Below are 20202 nucleotides of genomic sequence, written 5' to 3'. Positions count from 1 at the left end.
TTAAGCCGTTTTTAATATAACCTTTAGTTTTTCAACCAAAAGATAAACATCTTTATAGGAATTATAAAATGGTGTTGGAGCACATCGTATCACATCGGGTTCGCGCCAATCGCTAATAACGCCAGCATTGGTTAATTTATCATGCAGTGATTTGTCTGCGTTTTTGACTTGAATGGATAACTGGCAACCGCGTTCATCGGGGTTAGTCGGTGTAATTATTCGTATGGTATCTTCGCCTAGTTGATGTAATAAAAATTCGAAATAACTGGTTAGCTTTTTCGATTTTTTAAGGAGCTTTTCCATGCCAACGTTTTCAAACAAATCTAATGAAGCTTTTATGGCTGCCATAGACAATATTGGCGGATTACTAAGTTGCCAACCTTCGGCACCTGGGAGTTGATCGAAGTCATCACGCATATTAAAACGTGTTTTTTTATTGTGACTCCACCATCCAGTAAAACGGTTGAGGTTTTTGTTATACGCATGACGTTCATGAACAAAACATCCAGCCAAACTGCCTGGTCCTGAATTTAAGTATTTATAGGTACACCAGGTAGCAAAATCAGCTCCCGAATCGTGTAGGTTTAAGGGGGTGTTTCCTGCGGCATGTGCGCAATCAAATCCCACTTTACAACCACTTTTATGTCCTAATTCTGTGATGCGTTTTAAATCGAAAAACTGACCCGTATAATAATTAACGCCACCAATTAAAATTAAAGCGATATTATCACCCTCTTTTTCTAGAATGGTTTCTAAATCTTCATAACGTAATAACTCTTCGTTTTCTCTTGGATGCCATAAAATTAAACCTTCCTTATCATCAAAGCCATGATGCCTTAATTGTGATTCTACAGCATATTTATCCGAAGGAAAGGCATCACTTTCAATAAGGATTTTATAACGTGTTTTAGTAGGTTGGTAAAAGGAAACCATCATAAAATGAAGGTTTGCCGTTAAGGTGTTCATCACTACAACTTCAATGGGTTTGGCACCAACGACTTTAGCCATGGATTCGGTTAAAAATTCATGATAAGGCAGCCAAGGTGTTTTTCCTGAGGTATGACCTTCAACACCCCAATTAGCCCAATCTTCAAGCTCTTGATTGACATAATCTTTTGTTTGCTTGGGTTGTAAGCCCAAAGAATTCCCAGTCATATAAATAAGATCATTGCCATGTGCATCTTTAGGTATATGAAATTGATTTCTGAAAGATTTCAAATCATCAGTTTCATCTTGTTTTAAAGCGTATTCAAGGCCTGTTATATGAGTGAACACCGTGGGAATGTTTAGGGTTTCTAACAAAAATAAGCATTATAAATTTAGGAAAGAAGCCTTAAGTTAACTGATGAATATTGTGGTAACACGCGTTTGTAGAAAAGGAAAAGCGCTTAAACCATTGATTTAAGCGCTTTAATATATATAGACGCAAATGCGGAATATTAAATTGTATACTTTATATACGTTGAAATTATCTAGTCTGGATCTCGGAATTATATTTAATTTGAAATAACTTTCACATTGCTGAAATTTAAACTCCAAGTACCCGTTTCTTTTTTATGTTCTAATGCTAATTTTAGTCCGTTGAAATCTTTGTAGTTTTCAAAAGTATTAACCATTGATGGTTCTTCTTGATTTCCTTTTCTGTAAATCCATTCTTGAATGATATAATCATCAGAATAAAAAATATCATAGGCATCACCTGGGGTATAGCCTCCTTGATCGGGGTAGGTTACGGTGATTTTATTTAGTAGAGACTTACTAATTGGGGCTTCGGTTTGCGTAACATCTGAAAACGTTAAATTAGAATCCCATACGAGCTGAAATGGAAATAGTAACCAAAATTTATCGTTTATAAACCCACGATCGATCTGTGTTGTAGTTGAATCTTTTTGAGATCTGAAATATTGAACAGAGTCACGTCTTTTGTAAATGGTAACTTGATCTACTTTTGGTTTCCAAGCCCAAACTCTATCAAAATGCATACTGTCCTTATCCACATTGAAGGTGAATTGTATCTCAGAGACCTTCTTCCAATGTTCAAAACCGTGAGCTTTAGCAATTTTTTCGGCTACGGTTAGCGGTTTGCGGTCATCTTTACACGAAAAAAATAGTACAGCTAAACATGCAAATAGGAGGGTGTTTTTCATTAGTTCTTTTTTGCAAATATAGGCAGGTTCTGGAATTATTTTATTATTGCCGGTAATTGGATATTATTTTTTTTTATTCCGTAGCTTTCAATTGTTTTGCCACATGTTTTTAAAACTTACTGATAAACTCATCTAAATTATCTTTTCGAGATAATCCTAATTTCTTTCTTAATTTATGACGTAATGTATGGACACTGTCTATTGATATTCCAAGTAATTTAGACATGTCTTTACTCGAAAAATGTAGTTTTACAAGAGCACAAATTCTTAAATCACTTTTTTTCAAGTTAGGGTATGCTGCTTTTAAGCATTCATAAAAACTTTTGTTTATAGAAGTAAATCGAGCTTCAAATTCTAACCAATTATTAATTGTATTCCCTTGAAATGACCGAATAAGTCGTTTTAATACGTTGATGTCAATATGGTCTTTGCTATCAAGCTTGGTTTTTATATTGGAAATAAATTCGTCTTTCTCAATAAGACGCAATGCTGATTCGGTGAGTTCTTTGTTTTTTATTTCAATAATGTCATTTTGTCTCTTGATTTCTGTTTTTTGCTTTTCCAGTAAATGAGTTTTTTCATTTTTATGCTTGTTTCTTAAGTATTTAATGAATAGAAAACCAAAAATTAAAAGCGCTAGAATTACTACGAAAAGTAGGCTGAGCTGCCAAAACCAAATCTTTTCTTCCTGTTCTAATTTTTTTATTTTTTGTTGATCAATTAGATCTTGTTGTTGTTCTTTTTCTAATCTGTATTTATCCTTAATTTCAAAAAGGAATTGATTGTGTTTGTTATCGATACCGTAAATTTCACTTTTTAAATTCGTGTAACGCAATAGATAATGTAAGGCTTCATCCTTGTGGTTATTTTCCTTGTTTAATTTATATAGGGATTGGTAAGCCTTAAGTCTATAATTTACATGACTATTATATTTGTAGGAAGTTTCTAGTGCTTTTTTAAAGTATGTTTGACTTTCTTGAAGTCGTTGCATATTTTTATATACTTCACCTAATAGAGAATAGATAATTACTAAGTAAGAAGGGTCATGTGTTTCAAAATATACTTTAGAGTTATTAAGTTTTTTTAATGCCGAATCATGAAAACCGTTTATAGAGGCTAGGTAAGCCGATTCGGATTCGTAATAATAGCTTTTTCCAGAATTGGGGTTGGCTTCTTTAATTATCCTTAAGCTATCCAAGTATTTATTAGCTTTAGTAAATTTATTGTTCTCGCGGTAATGACATGCCATAGAAAAATAAACCTCGCATAAGAAATTCTCATGCAGTTTCTTTGTTGAAACTAAACCTTTTTTTATTCGTAGCGACTTGTTGAAATATTTGACAGCAGCATCGTTTCTTTTGAAAAAACTATATAGCCAACCTAAACCGAGATAGGCATCAGATTGTGCATTTAAATTTTTTGACTTTTCAGCTAGTATTAGAGCTTTCCAATATCCGTTATATGATTTTTCATAATCTACATTGTGGGCATATAATGCAGAGAGTTCAATTAATAATCGTACGGCCCTAATTGAATCTTTTTCTTGTATTCTTCGGGCATAGCCATTTTTGAAATAATAAATCGCGCTGTCCCTATTTTTAAATTGGTGTTCGGTAGCTTTGGTTAACAAGGAATCTTGTTGTTTCAAAGTTTGTCCAAAAGTATTGTTTAAGTTTAGGATTAATAAAAAACTAAAAATAACTGTGAATCTAAAGTTACAAGTAGGTTTATTAAAAATGGTAAGTAACTTGATTTTCATAACGAGTTTATTGGGGTAATGTATAAAGTAACTTTGTCTTTGATAATTTTAACTTGAATGCAGGAGCATTGTTTTAATATTTCTAAATTTAAAAAAATAAAGAGTACATGTTGTGTTTTTCAGTTTTAATAAAGTTGGTTTTGAGTTTTTTTTAAAACTGTCTATATAATGTCTAGTAGTATTTCTTCTTAAAAAAGTTATTACCATGTTTAAATAAATTTTTAAAAAGGTTTAGCGTCTAATTTTGGATTTCTAAATAATTCAAAGATGAAACCTACTAAATTGAAAGGCTTATTATTAGGTCTGTTTCTATTGCTATTTTGCAATAATTATATATCAGCCCAAAACGTAACTTGGAATAATTCTCAAACAAATGTTTCTCCGGGAGAAACCATTTCTGTAGCTGTATCTTACAATGCTGGGGCTGGAAATGATATGAAATACCTTATTGTAAAGTTAGAGGAGATGAATGTTATGGGTGGTGTAGTTAAGGGATATTCCTCAATGGTGTTAGCATCAGATGCTGATTCAAATAGTGGTACCGTAACTCAAGATTACACCCTACACGGTTCAGCTCCAGAGTCTGCTAATTTATCACCTGCAACGAATTATTATCGGTTAAAGATTTTCATGGAATATAATTCTGGGCAGTTTGCTAATGATAATACTGCTATTACAATAACCAATGCTGCGCCACCTCCTAATCCAGAAGTTAGTGTGAACTTCAATACCAAACATATTGTAGGAGGCAAAGATACTTTCGATCGTTGGAAGTACATATCTATTCATGCTAACCAAAGGGAATCAGAGTGGGATGGGAATAATTTTGTAGATAACCAAGGCGCAAGTAATAATGCTTCTATAGATTTAAGAGATCATTTTTTAAATGGTTATGATGTGTATTTAGGAAGAGATACGGGAGGAATAACGTATAACCTAAATAATGTTGATGAAGATCCTGCTAGAGCCGGGTTTGCAAAACCTACTGGAACCAATAGCGTTGCGACTAGGGGTGCTAATAATAACGCGACTTATGCAAATAACACCAATTGGCACAACTATGAAAATAGAAATAATTTAGTTCTTGGCGGACAGTTAAATCCTTTTTGGACTGTCTCTGGTCAAGTAGCTACTGGAAAAGGTTGGTTCCTTGCTAATGCTACAGCTACTGGAGAATACATGGGGCGTTATGTAAATGAAGCCTACGGAAATGGTGGAACAGACGGCGAGCCTACTCCGGCTTTTGTTGAGGTAATTAATGAACCAGCTTATCATAGCCATGGCGGACCACATAATTTCACGAATGACATTCAAGATATTGCCGAATTTCATAAAGAAGCAGCTGTAGCAATTAAAGCGCAAGCTCCTAATGCTAAAGTGGGCGGCTACACTACTGCTTTTCCTAATTTTGAAAAAGGAAACTTTCAACGTTGGAATAACCGATGGAAACTTTTTATGGATGTAGCTGGTGATGAAATGGATTTTTGGTCCATTCACCTGTATGATATCGCTTCTAAAACCGATGGTAAAATAGATTTACGTTCTGGAAGTAATATTGAAGCGACCTTAGATATGATGGAGCAATACAGTTACTTAACTTTTGGAACTGTAAAACCATTTGTGATTTCAGAATTTGGAGCGCAAATGAATGGCCACAGAGATCAAGATTGGTCACCTTATAGAGACTGGTTGTGGATAAAGTCCACAAATGCACAATTAATGTCTTTGTTAGAAAGGCCTAATACTATTGATTTAGCAATTCCTTTTATTGTTGTAAAGGCTATATGGGGAAGTACAGCTCAAGGGAACCCATATAACAATAGGTTAATGCGTCAGGAAAATGAGCCTAACTCTTTTGTTCCTGGTTATGGGTATTCTGGAAAATGGGTGTATACTGATATTGTTAAGTTTTATCAACTATGGAGTGAAGTAGAAGGAACGCGTGTCGATACTAGAAGTGATAATTTAGATATTCAAATGGATGCTTATGTTTCTGGAAATAAAGCCTATGTTATTGTTAATAATCTAGAATTTCAAAATAAGACTTTAAATTTAGAGGCACTAGGTTTAGGTGGTTTGAGCGTAAGTGCTATCTCTAAAAATCATTTATACTTGGAAAATAAAGCCCCTGTATTGGATCAAGAAAATATTCCAACAGACACCAAGAGTATAGAAATTGGAGCAGAGGCTACTATGATTTTAGAATATACTTTTTCTGGAAGTCTTGTTCCTACCGAAACGAATACGGAAACAAAATACTTTGCCTCTACTTATTTGCAGCCAATTACTGCCAATCAGCCAATAACCTTTACCATAAATGGTGTTACTACAAATGCTTTTGGTGAAGCAATGCTGAGATTAGGGGTAGGAAGACCGCACAATAATATGGTAACACCTTCTGCAATAAAAATAAATAATACCTCTGTTTCTATTCCAGATAACTGGCGTGGTTATGACCAAGCGGAAAGAGAGCGCTTTTTTGGCGTATTGGAAGTTGCAGTGCCTTATAATTTAATTCAGCAGAACAATACCGTAGAAGTTACTTTCCCAGATTCTGGAGGACATATTAGTACGGCCTCCATGCAAGTTTTTAATTTCAGTTCAAACGTTTTGTCTACTGAAGATGTCAAAAAAAGCACTTATAAAAGACAAACATTAGAGGTATATCCTAACCCGAATGATGGTTTCTTTAGTTTGGCGTCAAGTACTAATATAAAAACGATCGATGTCTATACTGTAACCGGGGTAAAAGTAAAAATTTTGCAGGCTTCAAAGCGTATGGATATCTCAGATTTAGCTACTGGTATTTACTTTTTAAAGGCAGATAATGGTAGTGTAGGGAAGATTTATAAAAAATAACTAACTGTTTTATGTAAAGCTTAGTAAGGCTTGGTTTTAGAGGTGTTATCAAGTTTTTATTGGGTTTTATTTTAAGAAAAAAAGAAAAACAACAGTTTAATTCAAGTTAAAAAAGACGAATTATTTAATCACCACAATAAATTTACTAAACCAATTATTAAAACTAAAAACAATGAGAAAAATTACTTTATTATTAGCGCTAATGTTGAGTATTTCAACTTTCGCACAAGGCACAATTGAGGTATTAAGTTATCCAGAAAAATTTGCAGCAGGCAATGCTATTTTTGGTCCTGCTGTTGGAGAAGATCCAATTGTCATTCGATGTACTAAAATAGCATTTTCTGATGTTGATTGCCCGTCTCCAATAAGAGATACTTCAGAAATGGTAACAGCTCTTTCTGGATTAACAATTCCTGCAACAGGAAATTTAACCGATATTGATGCTACTAATTCAAAGCAAAACATTGGAGGAGCTAATAGAGGTTTTTCTATAATTCACCAAATGGCAGCACAGGATGCTACTTTTCCAGATTATATTAGAGATTATGTAGATCACGGAGACGGGACGATGAGTTTTGTTTTGGTGCACACAAGATGGAGTGAAGGTGGCGGACAAGCTTTTGTTAACGGGAACTTATATACGTTAATTCAACGTATTTTCAATAGAACAGACGGAACTTCTTCTTCAGCGATTACTGTTAAAGATGATGGAACAGGAACCACGGTTGTTGCGGGAATGGAATATGACGATTCGGCTACGATTGAATCGGATGCTACGTTAATTTCGAGAGCTAACAATATTTTAAATACTTTAGGGGCAAAATCTTTTAATAAAGAGACTGTTTCGTTTTACCCAAACCCTGTGCAAGACCAAATTCATTTTTCTAAGGATATACAAACAAAATCTTACAAGTTAATGAGTATTACAGGTGCAGTTGTTAAGGAAGTAGATGCTTCTTCTAGCGTATTAGACGTGTCTGAATTATCTCCTGGCGTATACATTGTGTCTACGGATGCAGGTTTCGCAAAATTTATTAAGTTATAGGAAACACTTTTGATAGGTGTCAATTTAAGATTGTCACGCAAAACACTAACAGGTAATTTACTTGTTAGTGTTTTTTTTGTATTATTAATACCCTTTCTTTAGTAATGCATTCGGGAAATTAGCTTTAAAGCGATTAAAACGAGGTACAGATACGTTTAAGATATAGCTGTTATTCGGATGGTGTTTTTTATAATCTTGATGGTAATCTTCAGCGACCCAAAATTTTTGAAACGGATAGACTTCTGCTGCTATTTTAACGTTGCGCTTTTTGGCTAAGGCCGTTTTCTTTTTCAAAATAATCTGTTTCTGTTCTTCATTTTGATAAAAAATAATAGAGCGGTATTGTGAACCACGATCGTTTCCTTGTCCGTTAACCTGAGTCACATCTTGAGAAGTAAAATATACGTCAACAAGTGTTTCAAAAGTCACTATTTTAGGATCGTAAATTATTTCTACCGCTTCAGCATGTCCTGTGCTTCCTGTGTTGCTTTCTGCGTAAGTTGGGTTTTTTGTATGTCCGCCAGCATAACCAGAAATAGATTCTTCAACGCCTTTTACACTTTCATAAATAGATTCAACACACCAAAAGCAGCCACTTGCAAAATAGGCTTTAGCCATGCCGTTTACTAAAGGAACTTCAACGGGTTCAGCGTTTATAACAGCTTGTTGTGATTTATTTGATTGTGCATTATTCTGACAGCTAAAAAATAAAGTAAAGATTAAAATTGGGAGTAAATGTTTCATAAGTTATTTGTTTATACTTAAGTAGACGGTTAAGTGTATAAAACCTTAATTTAATTTATACTTTAAAAAACAACAAAGAGGCTGTCTAAAAAATAAAGTTTCGTCAACCTGAACGTGATTCAGGTTCTCATAACGACTGGTTGTCAGTAGATATGATTCTGAAATAAATTCAGAATGACGTACTTTAAAACTTTTAGACAGCCTCTTTGTAAAATATTATTGTTATCTCTTCTTATTCTGTTTCAATTAAAGGGACTTCTAAAGCTAACTCTGCATTAACTAGGTCATCAATTTTATTAATTGCTTGAATAAATTTTGCAGCTTCTGTAGCTGGAATAATTTTCTTCATTTTCTTATAATATTTCTTTTTTAACTTCAAATCCTCTGCTTTATAAGCAAAAAACGCTTTTATTAACTCATCTGCTTTTTCGTTAGAGGTATTTTCGAAATTCTTAGCGTAATCATTAATTATGGCGATTCTTTTATTTTTAACCGTATAATTTTCAAGTTCGAATTCGTTGTACAACTCCCAAAAAGGAGCACTTTGAGTCTCGTTCAATGTCATTACTTCAGCGATAGCTTCTTTTGTCTCCGATTTTAAAATAGTACGAGACATTTCGGTATAATCGTCTGTTTGCGCATAGTTTATAGAAATAGTTAGAAGGGTTGCTAAGATTAATAGTTTGTTTTTCATATGGAATTAATTTATTAAAATATTTTAAATAAATATAACAATTATATTTTCAAGAAGGTTTTTGATGATCAATTTTATTTGGAGTTCCCATAAATACGATTAGAGACCTTGTTAAAAATGTTTAAGAAACAAAAAAGCCTTCATAAATTATGAAGGCTTTTTACAATAGGTTGGAAAACGGATTACAGTTTAGAAAACATTTTTTCCATTTTTTCTTTTTGTTCTTCGGCTAAAGCAGCATCAACTAAAATCCTACCACTATGCTCATCGGTAATTACTTTTTTACGAGAAGCAATTTCAACTTGTACTTGCGGAGGAATTGTAAAGAAAGATCCTCCAGAAGCACCTCTTTCAATGGGCACAACAGCTAATCCGTTCTTAACATTCGTTCTAATTCTTGTATAAGCAGCAACTAATCTTGAATCGATTGTTTCTTTATACTCTTCAGATTTTTTGATTAAAGCTTGCTCTTCTTTTTCAGTTTCAGATAGGATAGCATCTAATTCACTCTTTTTGTGTTTCAAGTGGTTTTCACGTTCTTTTAAACGCTCTTTAGTTTCAGCTATAACTTCTTTTTTCTGTTCGATTTGAACTTTAAATTCTTTTATATGCTTTTCAGCTAATTCAATTTCTAATTCTTGAAATTCAACTTCTTTAGTTAAAGAGTTAAACTCTCTGTTATTTCTAACGTTCTTTTGTTGTTCGCTATACTTTTTAATTAAAGATTTAGATTCTTCAATTAAGTTTTTCTTTCCAGCGATATCGTTGTCAATTACTTCTAAATTAGAAATAAGTTTATCTAATCTAATGTTTAATCCAGCAACTTCATCTTCTAAATCACGAACTTCTAAAGGAAGTTCACCACGAACATTTCTTATTTCGTCTACACGAGAATCTATGAGTTGTAAATCGTATAAAGCTCTTAAGCGCTCTTCAACAGTTACTTCTTTCTTTTTGGCCATACTTTAAAAATACTTAACAGGATTGGTATTTGTCTTTGATAAAATGATTGCAAAATTAGTAATTTTTTTCTTAAGATGTGCTACTAAAAGATTTTTTGTGTATTGCTCGCTTTCATAATGACCAATATCAGCCAATAGAATGTTGTTTTCTGCAGTAAAAAAATCGTGATATTTTAAATCTGCCGTTATAAAGGCATCAGCACCAGAAGCCTTAGCCGCGGGAATGGCAAAACTGCCAGAGCCTCCTAGAACGGCTACTTTCTTTATTTTTTTATTTAAAAAAGCCGAATGACGTATGCCTTCCGTTTGCATATTTTCTTTTACGTAGCTTAGAAAGCGCGTCTCATCCATAGCGGTTTCTAACTCCCCAACCATACCAATGCCAATATGCTGATTTTTGTTTTCCAATGTAGTGATTTCATAAGCTACTTCTTCATATGAATGACTATCGAAAAGTGTATGCAACACCTTCGACTCTAGGTGCTTGGCGAAAGTTACTGATATTTTGGTTTCTTCTTCGGTATGGGTTAGGCCTTTCTCGCCTATCGTTGGGTTAGAATTTTCATTGCCGTTAAAGGTACCGTAACCTTCTACATTAAAACTACATGCGTCATAATTACCAATACTTCCAGCACCGATTTCAAATAAGGCACTGCGCACTAAATGTGCTTCGTATTTAGGTACGTAAGTCACCAATTTTTTTACAGTTCCGCTTTGCGGAATTAAAATTTGTTTATTGGTTAATTTTAACTGATTGCATATCATATCGTTTACCCCCAACAGGGCATTGTCAAGAGCGGTATGCATCGTATAAATGGCGATATCGTGCTTTATAGCCTTTAAAACCACACGTTCCACATAAGTTTTTCCTGTTATTTTTTTTAGCCCTTTAAAAATAATAGGGTGAAAACTTACAATCATATTACAGTTTTCAGAAATGGCTTCGTCTACGACAGCTTCTAAAGTATCCAGAGAAACCAGAATACCTGTGATTTTTGCTTTTTTATCACCTACCAAAAGGCCAACATTATCAAAATCTTCCGCGTAAGCTAAAGGAGCAAGTTCTTCTAAATGATTTATGACATCTCGAACGATCATATAATTTATAAGTTTTGGTTTAAAACAAATATAAATATTATATTTTCGTTGCGATGAAAATTTTAAGATACCTCTTGTTTCCCGTGGTTCCCATTTATTTTTTGGTAACATGGTTACGCAATAAATTGTATGATTTGGGAATAAAAAAGACGATGACTTACGATTTTCCTGTGATTTGCGTTGGAAATTTAAGCGCAGGTGGCACTGGAAAAACACCAATGATTGAATATTTGGTAAAATTGTTAAAAGACGATTATAAGCTCGCGACTTTGAGTAGAGGTTATAAACGTAAAACAGAAGGTTTTCAATTGGCTGATGCTAATGCAACAGCTGAAACGGTAGGGGATGAGCCATTTCAATTTTATAATAAGTTTAAAGATGGCATTCAAGTCGCTGTCGATTCAGATAGACAAAACGGTATTGCCAAGTTACAAGCTTTGGCTAAAAAGCCAGAGGTGATTTTGTTAGACGATGCGTTTCAACATCGAAAAGTACAAGCGGGATTTAATGTGATGTTAACCACCTATGCCAATCCGTTTTATAATGATATTGTATTACCTACAGGTGATTTAAGAGAACCTCGAAGTGGTGCAAAACGAGCAAATTGTATTGTGGTAACTAAATGCCCTTCGGATTTAAAGTCTGCGGAAAAGGATGCCATTGTTAGTAAGATTAAACCGAATAAAGAGCAAGCTGTATTTTTTAGTGCTATCGTCTATTCTGATACTTTATTTTCAGAAACTGGATCTATAACTTTTGATGCAATTAATAAATTTACCTTAGTTACAGGCATTGCAAACGCATCGCCTTTAGTTCAGTTTTTGAAAGGGAAACAGTTAAATTTTGAGCATCTCAATTATAAAGATCATCATGATTTCACTGATAAAGATATTAAAGCGCTATCTAAAAAATCGTGTATCGTTACTACAGAAAAAGATTTTATGCGTTTGAAAGATTATGCCGTGTTAAAAGACACACTTTACTACTTACCAATAGAAGTTAAAATAGATGATGCGGTAAAGTTTAATGACTTAATTAAAGGTTTTGTTAAGCGCTAGTTGATGGGTTTTTCCTAGAAGCTAAAGCATGATATAATTTTTTCTCAAACTCATCTTGCTTGAATGGTTTCGGAATAATATCAGTAAATCCAGCATCTTCAAATTCCTGCATTTTATCTTCAATAGTAACCGCGGTAAGCGCAAAAATAGTTAATTCCCTGTCGAAGACTCTAATTTGCTTTGTGGCTTCAATACCACTAATTCCTGGCATGTGAATATCCATTAAAATGATGTTGTAATCGTTGTTTTTAATCATTTTAACAGCGTCTTCACCATTGTCTATAATGTCACAAAATAAATCCATTTTAGAGAGGATTTTTTTGGTTATCATTTGGTTAATCTTATTGTCTTCAACAACAAGAATTTTTACGTTAGATAGGTCTAAATCTTCTTTGTCGCCTTCAAAATAATTTGTTTTTGCCTCTAAAGATTCTTCAACCGTGGTGTACTCTAAAGGAATTTCGAAATAAAAAGTAGTACCTTTATTAAGTTCACTCTTAACGTAAATTTTTCCCTTTAAAATATCAATTAGGCCTTTAACAATAGAAAGCCCTAAACCAGTTCCTCCATATTTTCGGTTAATTTGTATCGAGCCTTGAGAAAAACTTTCAAACATGTGATCTTGTTTTTCCTGGCTAATACCAATACCATTGTCCTCTATTTCAAAGCGTAAGGTGTAAATTTTATCTTTTTGGTCTATTTTATATACGCGAATCCAAATATCTCCACTTTTGGTGAATTTTATAGAATTACCCACTAAGTTTATAAGTATTTGGGAAATTTTAAGCTGATCGGCAATGAAGTTTTCGGTTAGGTCTTGAGCATATTCGAAGTGAATTTTAATCTCATTATCTTCAGCCGAATTATTTAATGCCAGAATGATATTGGTAATTTTCTTTTTTAAATTGAAAGGTTCCGGCTCTATGTCAACTTTGTTGGCTTCAATTTTATTAATTTGAAGTATGTCGTTTATGAAAGTAAGCAAGTAATCACCAGAGAATTTTAATGATTTTAAATGTGGTATTTGTTCCGGTTTAGGGTCTTCTTCTAAAAGCATATTACTTAATCCCGTAACAGCGTAAAGCGGTGTTCTTAATTCGTGAGTCACTGTAGAAAGGAAATTGGCTTTAGTTTTTGATGCTAATTCAGCCTTTTCTTTAGCAATAATTAATTCGCCATTCTTCTTATGAAGCATGGTATTTGTTTTTAACCTAATGTTATTGTTTTTGTAAAGTGATAAGGTTAAAAGCGATAAAATAGTAATGAGGGCAACACTTAAAATAGAGATGAGTGTTCCTAAGTTTTTGTCCTCTTCTGCTTTTTCTAATTTTTCAACAATCTCATTGTTTTTTTCAATTTCCTCGTTGAGTAAATACTGAGTTTCTTGATTGTTAGGCGAATAAATGCGGCTTAAACCACGTATAGAATCCGAAAGTTTTAAATGATCCTTTAAGTATTTTCTGGAAAGTTTATAATTACCGATACTATTATATAAATCACTTATTATTAAATAGCTATCATTCGTAATGTTTGTAAAATCATGATTGTTAGCAATATTTAGCCCTTCCAAACCTGACACAATCGCTTTTTCAGTGTTACCTAATTTACTGTAAATAATGGCATGATTGTTTAACGCTTCACTTTGTATTCTATAAAAATCGTAGGTTTTTGCAATAGCTAAAGCTTGTTCAGTAACGTCTCTTGATTTTTTATAATTTTTTAACTGAAAATAAACTTTACCTTCGTGAATAAGAGTTTCTGCTAGCGCTTTGTTTAAATTTTCTTCTTCAAATTTTGATTTTGCTGCTGTATACGAATCTAAAGCGGCATAGTAATCTTGCTTAGCAAAATAAACATCACCATAAATTTTATAAGAAGCGCCTAAATTTTGATTGTCATTGATAATACGTTGTATTTCAATCGCTTTATTTAAGGATTTTAGAGCTTTGTCTTCTTGCTGAATAATGAGTTGTAAGCGGCCTTTTAAAGCATAAATAACACCAACACTTTTTTTATTTCCAGCTTTTTCAGCGAGTTCTAGAGCTTCATCAAGGTTTTTTTGGGCATTATAATATTGGTAGCTTTCGAGCTCTGTTTCCGATTGTGTAATGCGGTAGTTAATATTGTTCTGAACAAGCTCAGGGTCTTGCTCAATCTTAATTTGAGCCGAAACGCCTGTGAATATGAGCAATACTATAAAGTATAAGTATGTCCTAAATTTTGCCATTTTGGTTGGTGTTGCCAACAAATATAAACTTTTTAGTGATTTAGAGTTTCTTTTTCCGACAAATAACAAATTAAATCAATTATTCTTTTTGAATAGCCAGATTCGTTGTCATACCAACCAATAATTTTAACCATATTTCCGATTACTGAAGTCATTTGAGAATCAAAAATACAGGAATGGGTATTGCCTGTAATATCAATAGAAACGATGGGATCTTCGGTGTATTCTAAAATATGTTTGTATTGGTTTTGGGCAGCTTCTTTAAAGGCAGCGTTAATAGCTTCTGCTGTAACCGTTTTTTTTACGTTAAAAGTAATGTCTGTTAGCGATCCATTGATAACAGGTACGCGAATACCACAACCACCAATAACCTCTGAAAGCTCAGGGAAAATTTTGGTTAAAGCTTTGGCTGCACCAGTAGTTGTTGGAACTATAGACTGTGCTGCTGCTCTAGAACGCCGTAAATCACGATGCGGAACATCATGTAAACTTTGATCTGTTGTATAGGAGTGTACCGTTGTAATATAAGCTTGATCGATGCCACAAAGTTTATTGACAATATCAATCATTGGTGCTGCATTATTTGTGGTACATGATGCGTTAGAAACTATAGTTTCCGAACCATCTAACGCGTTATTATTGACCCCTAATACGATGGTTTTTATGTCATCTTCAATTGGAGGCACACTTAAAATAACACGTTTAGCGCCGTTTTTTATATGGTGATTTATTTCTGATTTGCTTTTGAATTTCCCTGTAGATTCTATAACAAAATCAACGTTATAAGGTAGCCAATTGATAGTTTCAGGATGCTTTTCATTTAATAACGGAATATCCCTGCCGTTATAAATGATATGATTTTCATCGGAAGAAAAATCACCTTTTAAAATACCGTGAACACTATCGTACTTTAATAAATGTGTTAAGGTTTTAGGATCCGACAAATCGTTTATAGCAACAACTTCGATGTTTTTATACTCTTGAAGCAAGCGAAAAACACGTCTTCCAATTCTTCCAAAGCCATTAATGGCAACGCGAATCATGACTAATTAATGTGTTTTTGAGCTTTATAAGATGATCTTACTAAAGCACTACTTTCTACATGACGGAAGCCTAATTCTAACCCGATTTCTTCAAACTCCTTAAATTCGTCTGGATTGATAAACCTCTTAACAGGTAGGTGTTTTTTAGAAGGTTGTAGGTATTGTCCAATGGTAACAACATCTACGTCGTGCTCTTTTAAATCGTGTAGTGTTTGAATAACCTCTTCGCGTGTTTCCCCTAAACCAAGCATGATTCCTGATTTCGTTCTACGCTGACCTTGTTGTTTTAAGTATTTTAAAACGCCCATACTACGATCGTACTGTGCTTGAATTCTAACATCACGAGTTAAACGACGTACGGTTTCTATATTATGAGAAACCACTTCTGGAGCGACATCAATAATTCTGTCGATGTGTTTTTCAATCCCTTGAAAATCTGGAATAAGTGTTTCTAGAGTAGTTTCAGGATTCATACGTCTCACTGCTTTTACAGTTTCAGACCACATGATACTTCCCATGTCTTTTAAATCATCACGATCCACACTGGTTAAAACAGCATGTTTTATATTCATGATTTTGATTGAACGACCTACTTTTTCTGGTTCATCCCAGTCCACAGTTTCTGGACGACCTGTTTTTACACCACAAAATCCGCAAGAACGCGTACACACATTTCCTAAAATCATAAATGTTGCTGTGCCTTCTCCCCAACATTCCCCCATATTAGGACAGCTTCCTGAAGTACAAATGGTATTTAATTTGTATTTATCAACTAAGCCTCTTAGTTCGGTGTATTTTTTACCTGTTGGTAATTTTACACGAAGCCATTTAGGTTTTGGAGTACGTTCTGGTAATATATTTGAAGTTATTTCACTGTTCATAATCTGAAAAAATAGAAAGGCAAAGATACAAAGTATTCTTTTAAAATAGGTCTCGAAGCCAACGAGATGTAAGTAAGGTGGTTGCCATAAAAATTGAAGATTTAGCTATGTCTTTTTAATAATCTCTGCCAATAGTTTTTTGGCTCGGAGAAGTTTTACTTTTACGTTATTTATAGGTTCTTTGAGTTCTTCTGAAATCTCCTTATAACTTAATTCTTGGAAATAGCGTAAGTTTATAATCTCTTGATAATGAGGTTTTAATTTCTTAATATCACGAAGTAATTTTGCTAAATGCTGCTCAGTGATGAGCTTGTCTTCAGGAGAAGGCGATTCATCTAAAATATCATAAACTTCACGATTGTTTTTCAGAATAACTTGTGAAATGGAATTTTTTTCCTTCCGAAGTAAATCGATATGAATATTTTTTGAAATGGTAATTAACCAGGTTTTAAAGGTGTACTCTTCCTTAAAAGTTTCTATGCGATCGAAAGCTTTAGAAAAAGTTTGAATGGTAATATCTTCAGCATCATTCTCGTTTTGTGTGCGTTTTAATTGAAAGCCATAAACGTCGTCCCAGTACAAGTCTAACAGATAGTTAAAGGCTTTTTGGTCGTTGTTTTTTGCGTTTTTAATGACTATGTCTATTTCCAATGCTTGGGTTTTGAGATGATATTGTTTATAAAGATAGTTAATTGTGTTAGGATTAAGAAGCCTTCTAGGAAAGGAAAGAGTAGGATTAAATCGGTTTCATTTAATTTTTTAGAAGCGCATCCCATAACCGTGTATTGTGTAGCGATTCGAAATAAGAAAGCACCTAAAACAATTTGCCATTGAAACTGAGCTGTAAATAAAATAACAGCTAAAGCCCAAAATAAAAAGTTTGTAATGTATAATGTTGCTAGTAATATTTTATGAATTTTTTTATAATGACTTGCAGTGGAAACATGACGCCTCTTTTGTTTGTACCAAGCCTTAAAGTTTTTTTTAGGTACAGACTCTGTAAAACTATCTTTTGTAAAAACACAAGCCGTATTAGATTTTGTTGCGACTTGGTTTACAAATAAATCATCATCTCCAGAACGTACTTGAATATGATTTATAAATCCGTTTGCTTTAAAGAATTCATCTTTTGTATATGCTAGATTTCTGCCAACGCCCATGTATGGTAGACCTGCTAAAGCAAATGAAAAGTAGTTCGTCGCTGTTACTAAAGTTTCAAAACGAATAAGTTTGTTTAAAAGGGAGTTCTTAATTTTCGCATAGGCGCCATAACCTAAAATAATATTTTTTGAAGAGGTGAAATGAGCACTCATTTCAGAAATCCAATGTTCAGATAATGGTTTGCAATCGGCGTCTGTGAATAACAAATAGTCCTTTGTAGCCGCTTTAATACCTAGAGTTAAGGCATATTTTTTATTACCCCAAAAGGCTTCTATGTTTTTAACATTAACTATTTTAATGTTTGTGTGTTGTTCTGAAAACGCTTCCATGACTTCCAAGGTGTCATCACAAGAGGAGTCGTTTATAAGAACAATTTCAAAATTAGGATAGTTTTGAGCGCAAATAGAAGGTAAAAATGTTTTTAAATTTTCAGCTTCATTTTTGGCGCAGATAATAACAGATACTGCTAAATCCTTTCTAGATTCTTGTTTTTGTTTGGAAAAGGCAAATTTGGCGAAGAAGCCGAAATGGAATAAAACTTGAATGCCGACCACAGCCAAAAAGGCATAGAGAACAAAAACCAGTAAAGGCATACGCTACTTAAGAATGTGAAGGTTCGTTACAATCGTTAAATTGATCTGGTGTTTTTCCGCAGAAACCACAAGATTCTCCTTCTTTATTAAGCATAGGGTTTTGACTCGCACAAGTACCTGCAAATTTCCCGTCCTTTTTTGCCCAAATTTTTATTGCAATACCTGCAACACCTAGAGCTAAAAGCGCAATAGTGATTAAGAAAAGTTTCATTTTAAAAAAAAATAAATAATTATTTCTGCAAAGGTACGATTTTTAGAATATGGTTGTTTAAACTTTCGAGACTAAAAATGTTAAGGCTGTGCTAAAAATAGTAAACGGTTATTTGTTAATAATTCGTACATTTAAAACGTTAATCAATATAATAATACACTTATGAAAAAATTATTTGCAGAGTTTTTTGGAACTTTTTGGCTTGTTTTTGGAGGCTGTGGTAGTGCTGTTTTTGCGGCGGGATTCCCTGAATTAGGAATAGGCTTCGCTGGAGTGGCTTTGGCTTTCGGTTTAACCGTTTTAACAATGGCCTTTGCTGTTGGACATATTTCTGGTGGCCATTTTAATCCAGCAGTATCTTTTGGGTTATGGGCAGGAGGGAAGTTTGACGCGAAAGATCTAGTTGGCTACATTGTAGCTCAATTAGCAGGAGGTCTTGTTGCGGCTGGTGCCCTGTATCTTATTGTAACCGGTAAATCTGACTTTGAAACCATTGGTGGTTTTGCTTCCAACGGTTACGGCGAATTGTCTCCTGATGGTTATTCTATGACATCTGCATTACTTGCGGAGTTTTTACTCACGATGTTTTTTCTACTTATCATATTAGGAAGTACGAATGAAAGAGCGCCTAAAGGATTTGCGCCTATCGCCATAGGTTTAGGCTTAACTTTAATTCATTTAATTAGTATTCCAATTACCAATACTTCGGTTAATCCTGCGCGTTCTACGAGTCAGGCGTTATTTGCGGGGGGAGCATATGTGAGTCAGTTATGGTTGTTTTGGGTGGCACCAATTGCAGGAGCTATTGTAGCAGGATTTATTCATAAGGCTTTGTTTGATAAAGAATAGCATCCATTTATGATGATGTAAAATAAAAAAGCCTCGTTTCAATTGAAACGAGGCTTTTTGTTAGTTTAACTATGGATTAATGTAAACTAATTTCTGCTACTGAGTTTTCCTTAGAGGCGACGTTATTGCCTCCTTTAGGTTCTATGGTAATGCTCAAACCTTGAACATCCTCCATATAAGGGATATTTCTTAATTTTCTATCGGCTTTATCTAAAATACCTAAGTTCACCATTTTACCTTGTAAGTCTGCCCAGATTTGGTAGCACTGTTCTTCCGGTAATTGAGGTAATGAAACTACATCAATCATAGATGTTTTTTCCTTGGCATTAATATAAGCTACTGTTTTTAAGTCTTTTGCTCTTTCGTTTCCTGAAATGATGTACTTTTCAGTTTCCGGATTGTTTAATCTTAAAAGTTGCCTCATCATGCTGTCAAGCATTTCGTTGTGCTTATCGATATCGTTACGTAAATCAAAAATTTCTTCAACAACCACTTGGTTTTCTTCAGCAAGTTTTTGGTTTTGATTGTAAAAAATGTACGATGTTCCAGCAAAAAGGAAAGCCGCAACACTAGCAGCGATGCTAAATTTATACCACTTTTTGTAAGTTTTTTGAGGCTTCAAAGTGATTACAGGTTTTTCGTCTAATTCATCTAAAATATTGTCTAAGATGCTTTTAGGGGCTTCAATAGCTTGGCTTTTCGCTACCACTTCTAGGTTCGATTGCAAGGTGTTATATGCGTTCTGTACTTCTGGGAACCTAGATATATAGGATTCCACCTGATTAGTTTCTTCAGAAGTAGTTTCTCCTAATAGATATTTGTCTAATAGGCCAGAATTTAAAAAAGTATGTACTTTCTCATTCATGACTTA

18 protein-coding genes are annotated in these 20202 nt (G+C 33.8%); 4 read left to right on the top strand and 14 right to left on the bottom strand.

Annotated elements, in window-relative coordinates; all coding sequences use genetic code 11:
* The 3 genes from kynU to Q4566_RS08825 form a co-directional block, all read right to left on the bottom strand.
* Positions 1–1275, bottom strand: a complete 1275-nt coding sequence (kynU, locus tag Q4566_RS08835; protein WP_303420268.1) for a kynureninase — start codon at positions 1273–1275, stop codon at positions 1–3.
* Positions 1276–1496: 221 nt separating this feature from the next.
* Positions 1497–2147 (bottom strand): hypothetical protein, encoded by a 651-nt coding sequence (locus Q4566_RS08830; protein WP_303420267.1) that lies wholly within the window; start codon positions 2145–2147, stop codon positions 1497–1499.
* 109 nt (positions 2148–2256) lie between these two features.
* Entirely contained in the window at positions 2257–3795 is a 1539-nt protein-coding gene (locus Q4566_RS08825; RefSeq protein ID WP_303420266.1) for a tetratricopeptide repeat protein, read from the bottom strand.
* Between the two features lie 378 nt (positions 3796–4173).
* Here Q4566_RS08825 and Q4566_RS08820 point away from each other — a divergent pair, with 378 nt between their 5' ends.
* Both Q4566_RS08820 and Q4566_RS08815 read left to right on the top strand, forming a co-directional pair.
* Complete coding sequence (locus Q4566_RS08820; RefSeq protein ID WP_303420265.1) at positions 4174–6765, top strand: T9SS type A sorting domain-containing protein; 2592 nt, start codon at positions 4174–4176, stop codon at positions 6763–6765.
* Positions 6766–6937: 172 nt separating this feature from the next.
* Positions 6938–7810 (top strand): T9SS type A sorting domain-containing protein, encoded by an 873-nt coding sequence (locus Q4566_RS08815; RefSeq protein WP_303420264.1) that lies wholly within the window; start codon positions 6938–6940, stop codon positions 7808–7810.
* Between the two features lie 84 nt (positions 7811–7894).
* On the opposite strand, the gene msrA is transcribed toward Q4566_RS08815, so the two are convergent.
* From msrA to Q4566_RS08795, 4 genes are all read right to left on the bottom strand, one after another.
* Positions 7895–8554 (bottom strand): peptide-methionine (S)-S-oxide reductase MsrA, encoded by a 660-nt coding sequence (gene msrA / locus Q4566_RS08810; protein WP_303420263.1) that lies wholly within the window; start codon positions 8552–8554, stop codon positions 7895–7897.
* A 232-nt stretch (positions 8555–8786) separates the two neighbouring features.
* On the bottom strand, positions 8787–9248 hold the full coding sequence (locus tag Q4566_RS08805) for a hypothetical protein (RefSeq protein WP_303420262.1): 462 nt from the start codon (positions 9246–9248) through the stop codon (positions 8787–8789).
* 182 nt (positions 9249–9430) lie between these two features.
* Complete coding sequence (locus tag Q4566_RS08800) at positions 9431–10210, bottom strand: zinc ribbon domain-containing protein (protein WP_303420261.1); 780 nt, start codon at positions 10208–10210, stop codon at positions 9431–9433.
* A 3-nt stretch (positions 10211–10213) separates the two neighbouring features.
* The gene (locus Q4566_RS08795; protein WP_303420260.1) at positions 10214–11308 is read right to left on the bottom strand and encodes a Nif3-like dinuclear metal center hexameric protein; all 1095 of its coding nucleotides are present in this window, start codon (positions 11306–11308) and stop codon (positions 10214–10216) included.
* 53 nt (positions 11309–11361) lie between these two features.
* Here Q4566_RS08795 and lpxK point away from each other — a divergent pair, with 53 nt between their 5' ends.
* Complete coding sequence (gene lpxK / locus Q4566_RS08790; protein ID WP_303420259.1) at positions 11362–12366, top strand: tetraacyldisaccharide 4'-kinase; 1005 nt, start codon at positions 11362–11364, stop codon at positions 12364–12366.
* Here the strand turns inward: lpxK and Q4566_RS08785 are convergent.
* The 6 genes from Q4566_RS08785 to Q4566_RS08760 all read right to left on the bottom strand — a co-directional run bounded on the left by Q4566_RS08785 (position 12356) and on the right by Q4566_RS08760 (position 18482).
* Positions 12356–14593 (bottom strand): ATP-binding protein, encoded by a 2238-nt coding sequence (locus tag Q4566_RS08785; RefSeq protein WP_303420258.1) that lies wholly within the window; start codon positions 14591–14593, stop codon positions 12356–12358. The genes lpxK and Q4566_RS08785 overlap by 11 nt on opposite strands.
* A gap of 32 nt (positions 14594–14625) precedes the next feature.
* Positions 14626–15636 (bottom strand): type I glyceraldehyde-3-phosphate dehydrogenase, encoded by a 1011-nt coding sequence (gene gap / locus Q4566_RS08780; RefSeq protein WP_303420257.1) that lies wholly within the window; start codon positions 15634–15636, stop codon positions 14626–14628.
* 2 nt (positions 15637–15638) lie between these two features.
* A complete protein-coding gene (lipA, locus tag Q4566_RS08775) occupies positions 15639–16517 on the bottom strand; it encodes a lipoyl synthase (RefSeq protein ID WP_303420256.1) in 879 nt (292 codons plus the stop codon).
* Between the two features lie 105 nt (positions 16518–16622).
* Positions 16623–17168, bottom strand: a complete 546-nt coding sequence (locus Q4566_RS08770; RefSeq protein WP_303420255.1) for an RNA polymerase sigma factor — start codon at positions 17166–17168, stop codon at positions 16623–16625.
* The gene (locus Q4566_RS08765; protein ID WP_303420254.1) at positions 17159–18271 is read right to left on the bottom strand and encodes a glycosyltransferase; all 1113 of its coding nucleotides are present in this window, start codon (positions 18269–18271) and stop codon (positions 17159–17161) included. Before Q4566_RS08765 ends, Q4566_RS08770 begins: the two co-directional genes overlap by 10 nt.
* A gap of 7 nt (positions 18272–18278) precedes the next feature.
* Entirely contained in the window at positions 18279–18482 is a 204-nt protein-coding gene (locus tag Q4566_RS08760; RefSeq protein WP_303420253.1) for a membrane or secreted protein, read from the bottom strand.
* Between the two features lie 162 nt (positions 18483–18644).
* Here Q4566_RS08760 and aqpZ point away from each other — a divergent pair, with 162 nt between their 5' ends.
* Entirely contained in the window at positions 18645–19331 is a 687-nt protein-coding gene (aqpZ, locus tag Q4566_RS08755; RefSeq protein ID WP_303420252.1) for an aquaporin Z, read from the top strand.
* A 76-nt stretch (positions 19332–19407) separates the two neighbouring features.
* Here aqpZ and Q4566_RS08750 read toward each other — a convergent pair whose 3' ends face one another.
* Entirely contained in the window at positions 19408–20196 is a 789-nt protein-coding gene (locus Q4566_RS08750) for an anti-sigma factor (protein WP_303420251.1), read from the bottom strand.
* Positions 20197–20202 lie beyond the last annotated feature (6 nt).

The sequence above is a fragment of the Tamlana sp. 2_MG-2023 genome (genome assembly GCF_030548465.1).
Classification (GTDB): Bacteria; Bacteroidota; Bacteroidia; order Flavobacteriales; family Flavobacteriaceae; genus Pseudotamlana.
This window is presented reverse-complemented; position numbering and strand designations above follow the sequence as displayed.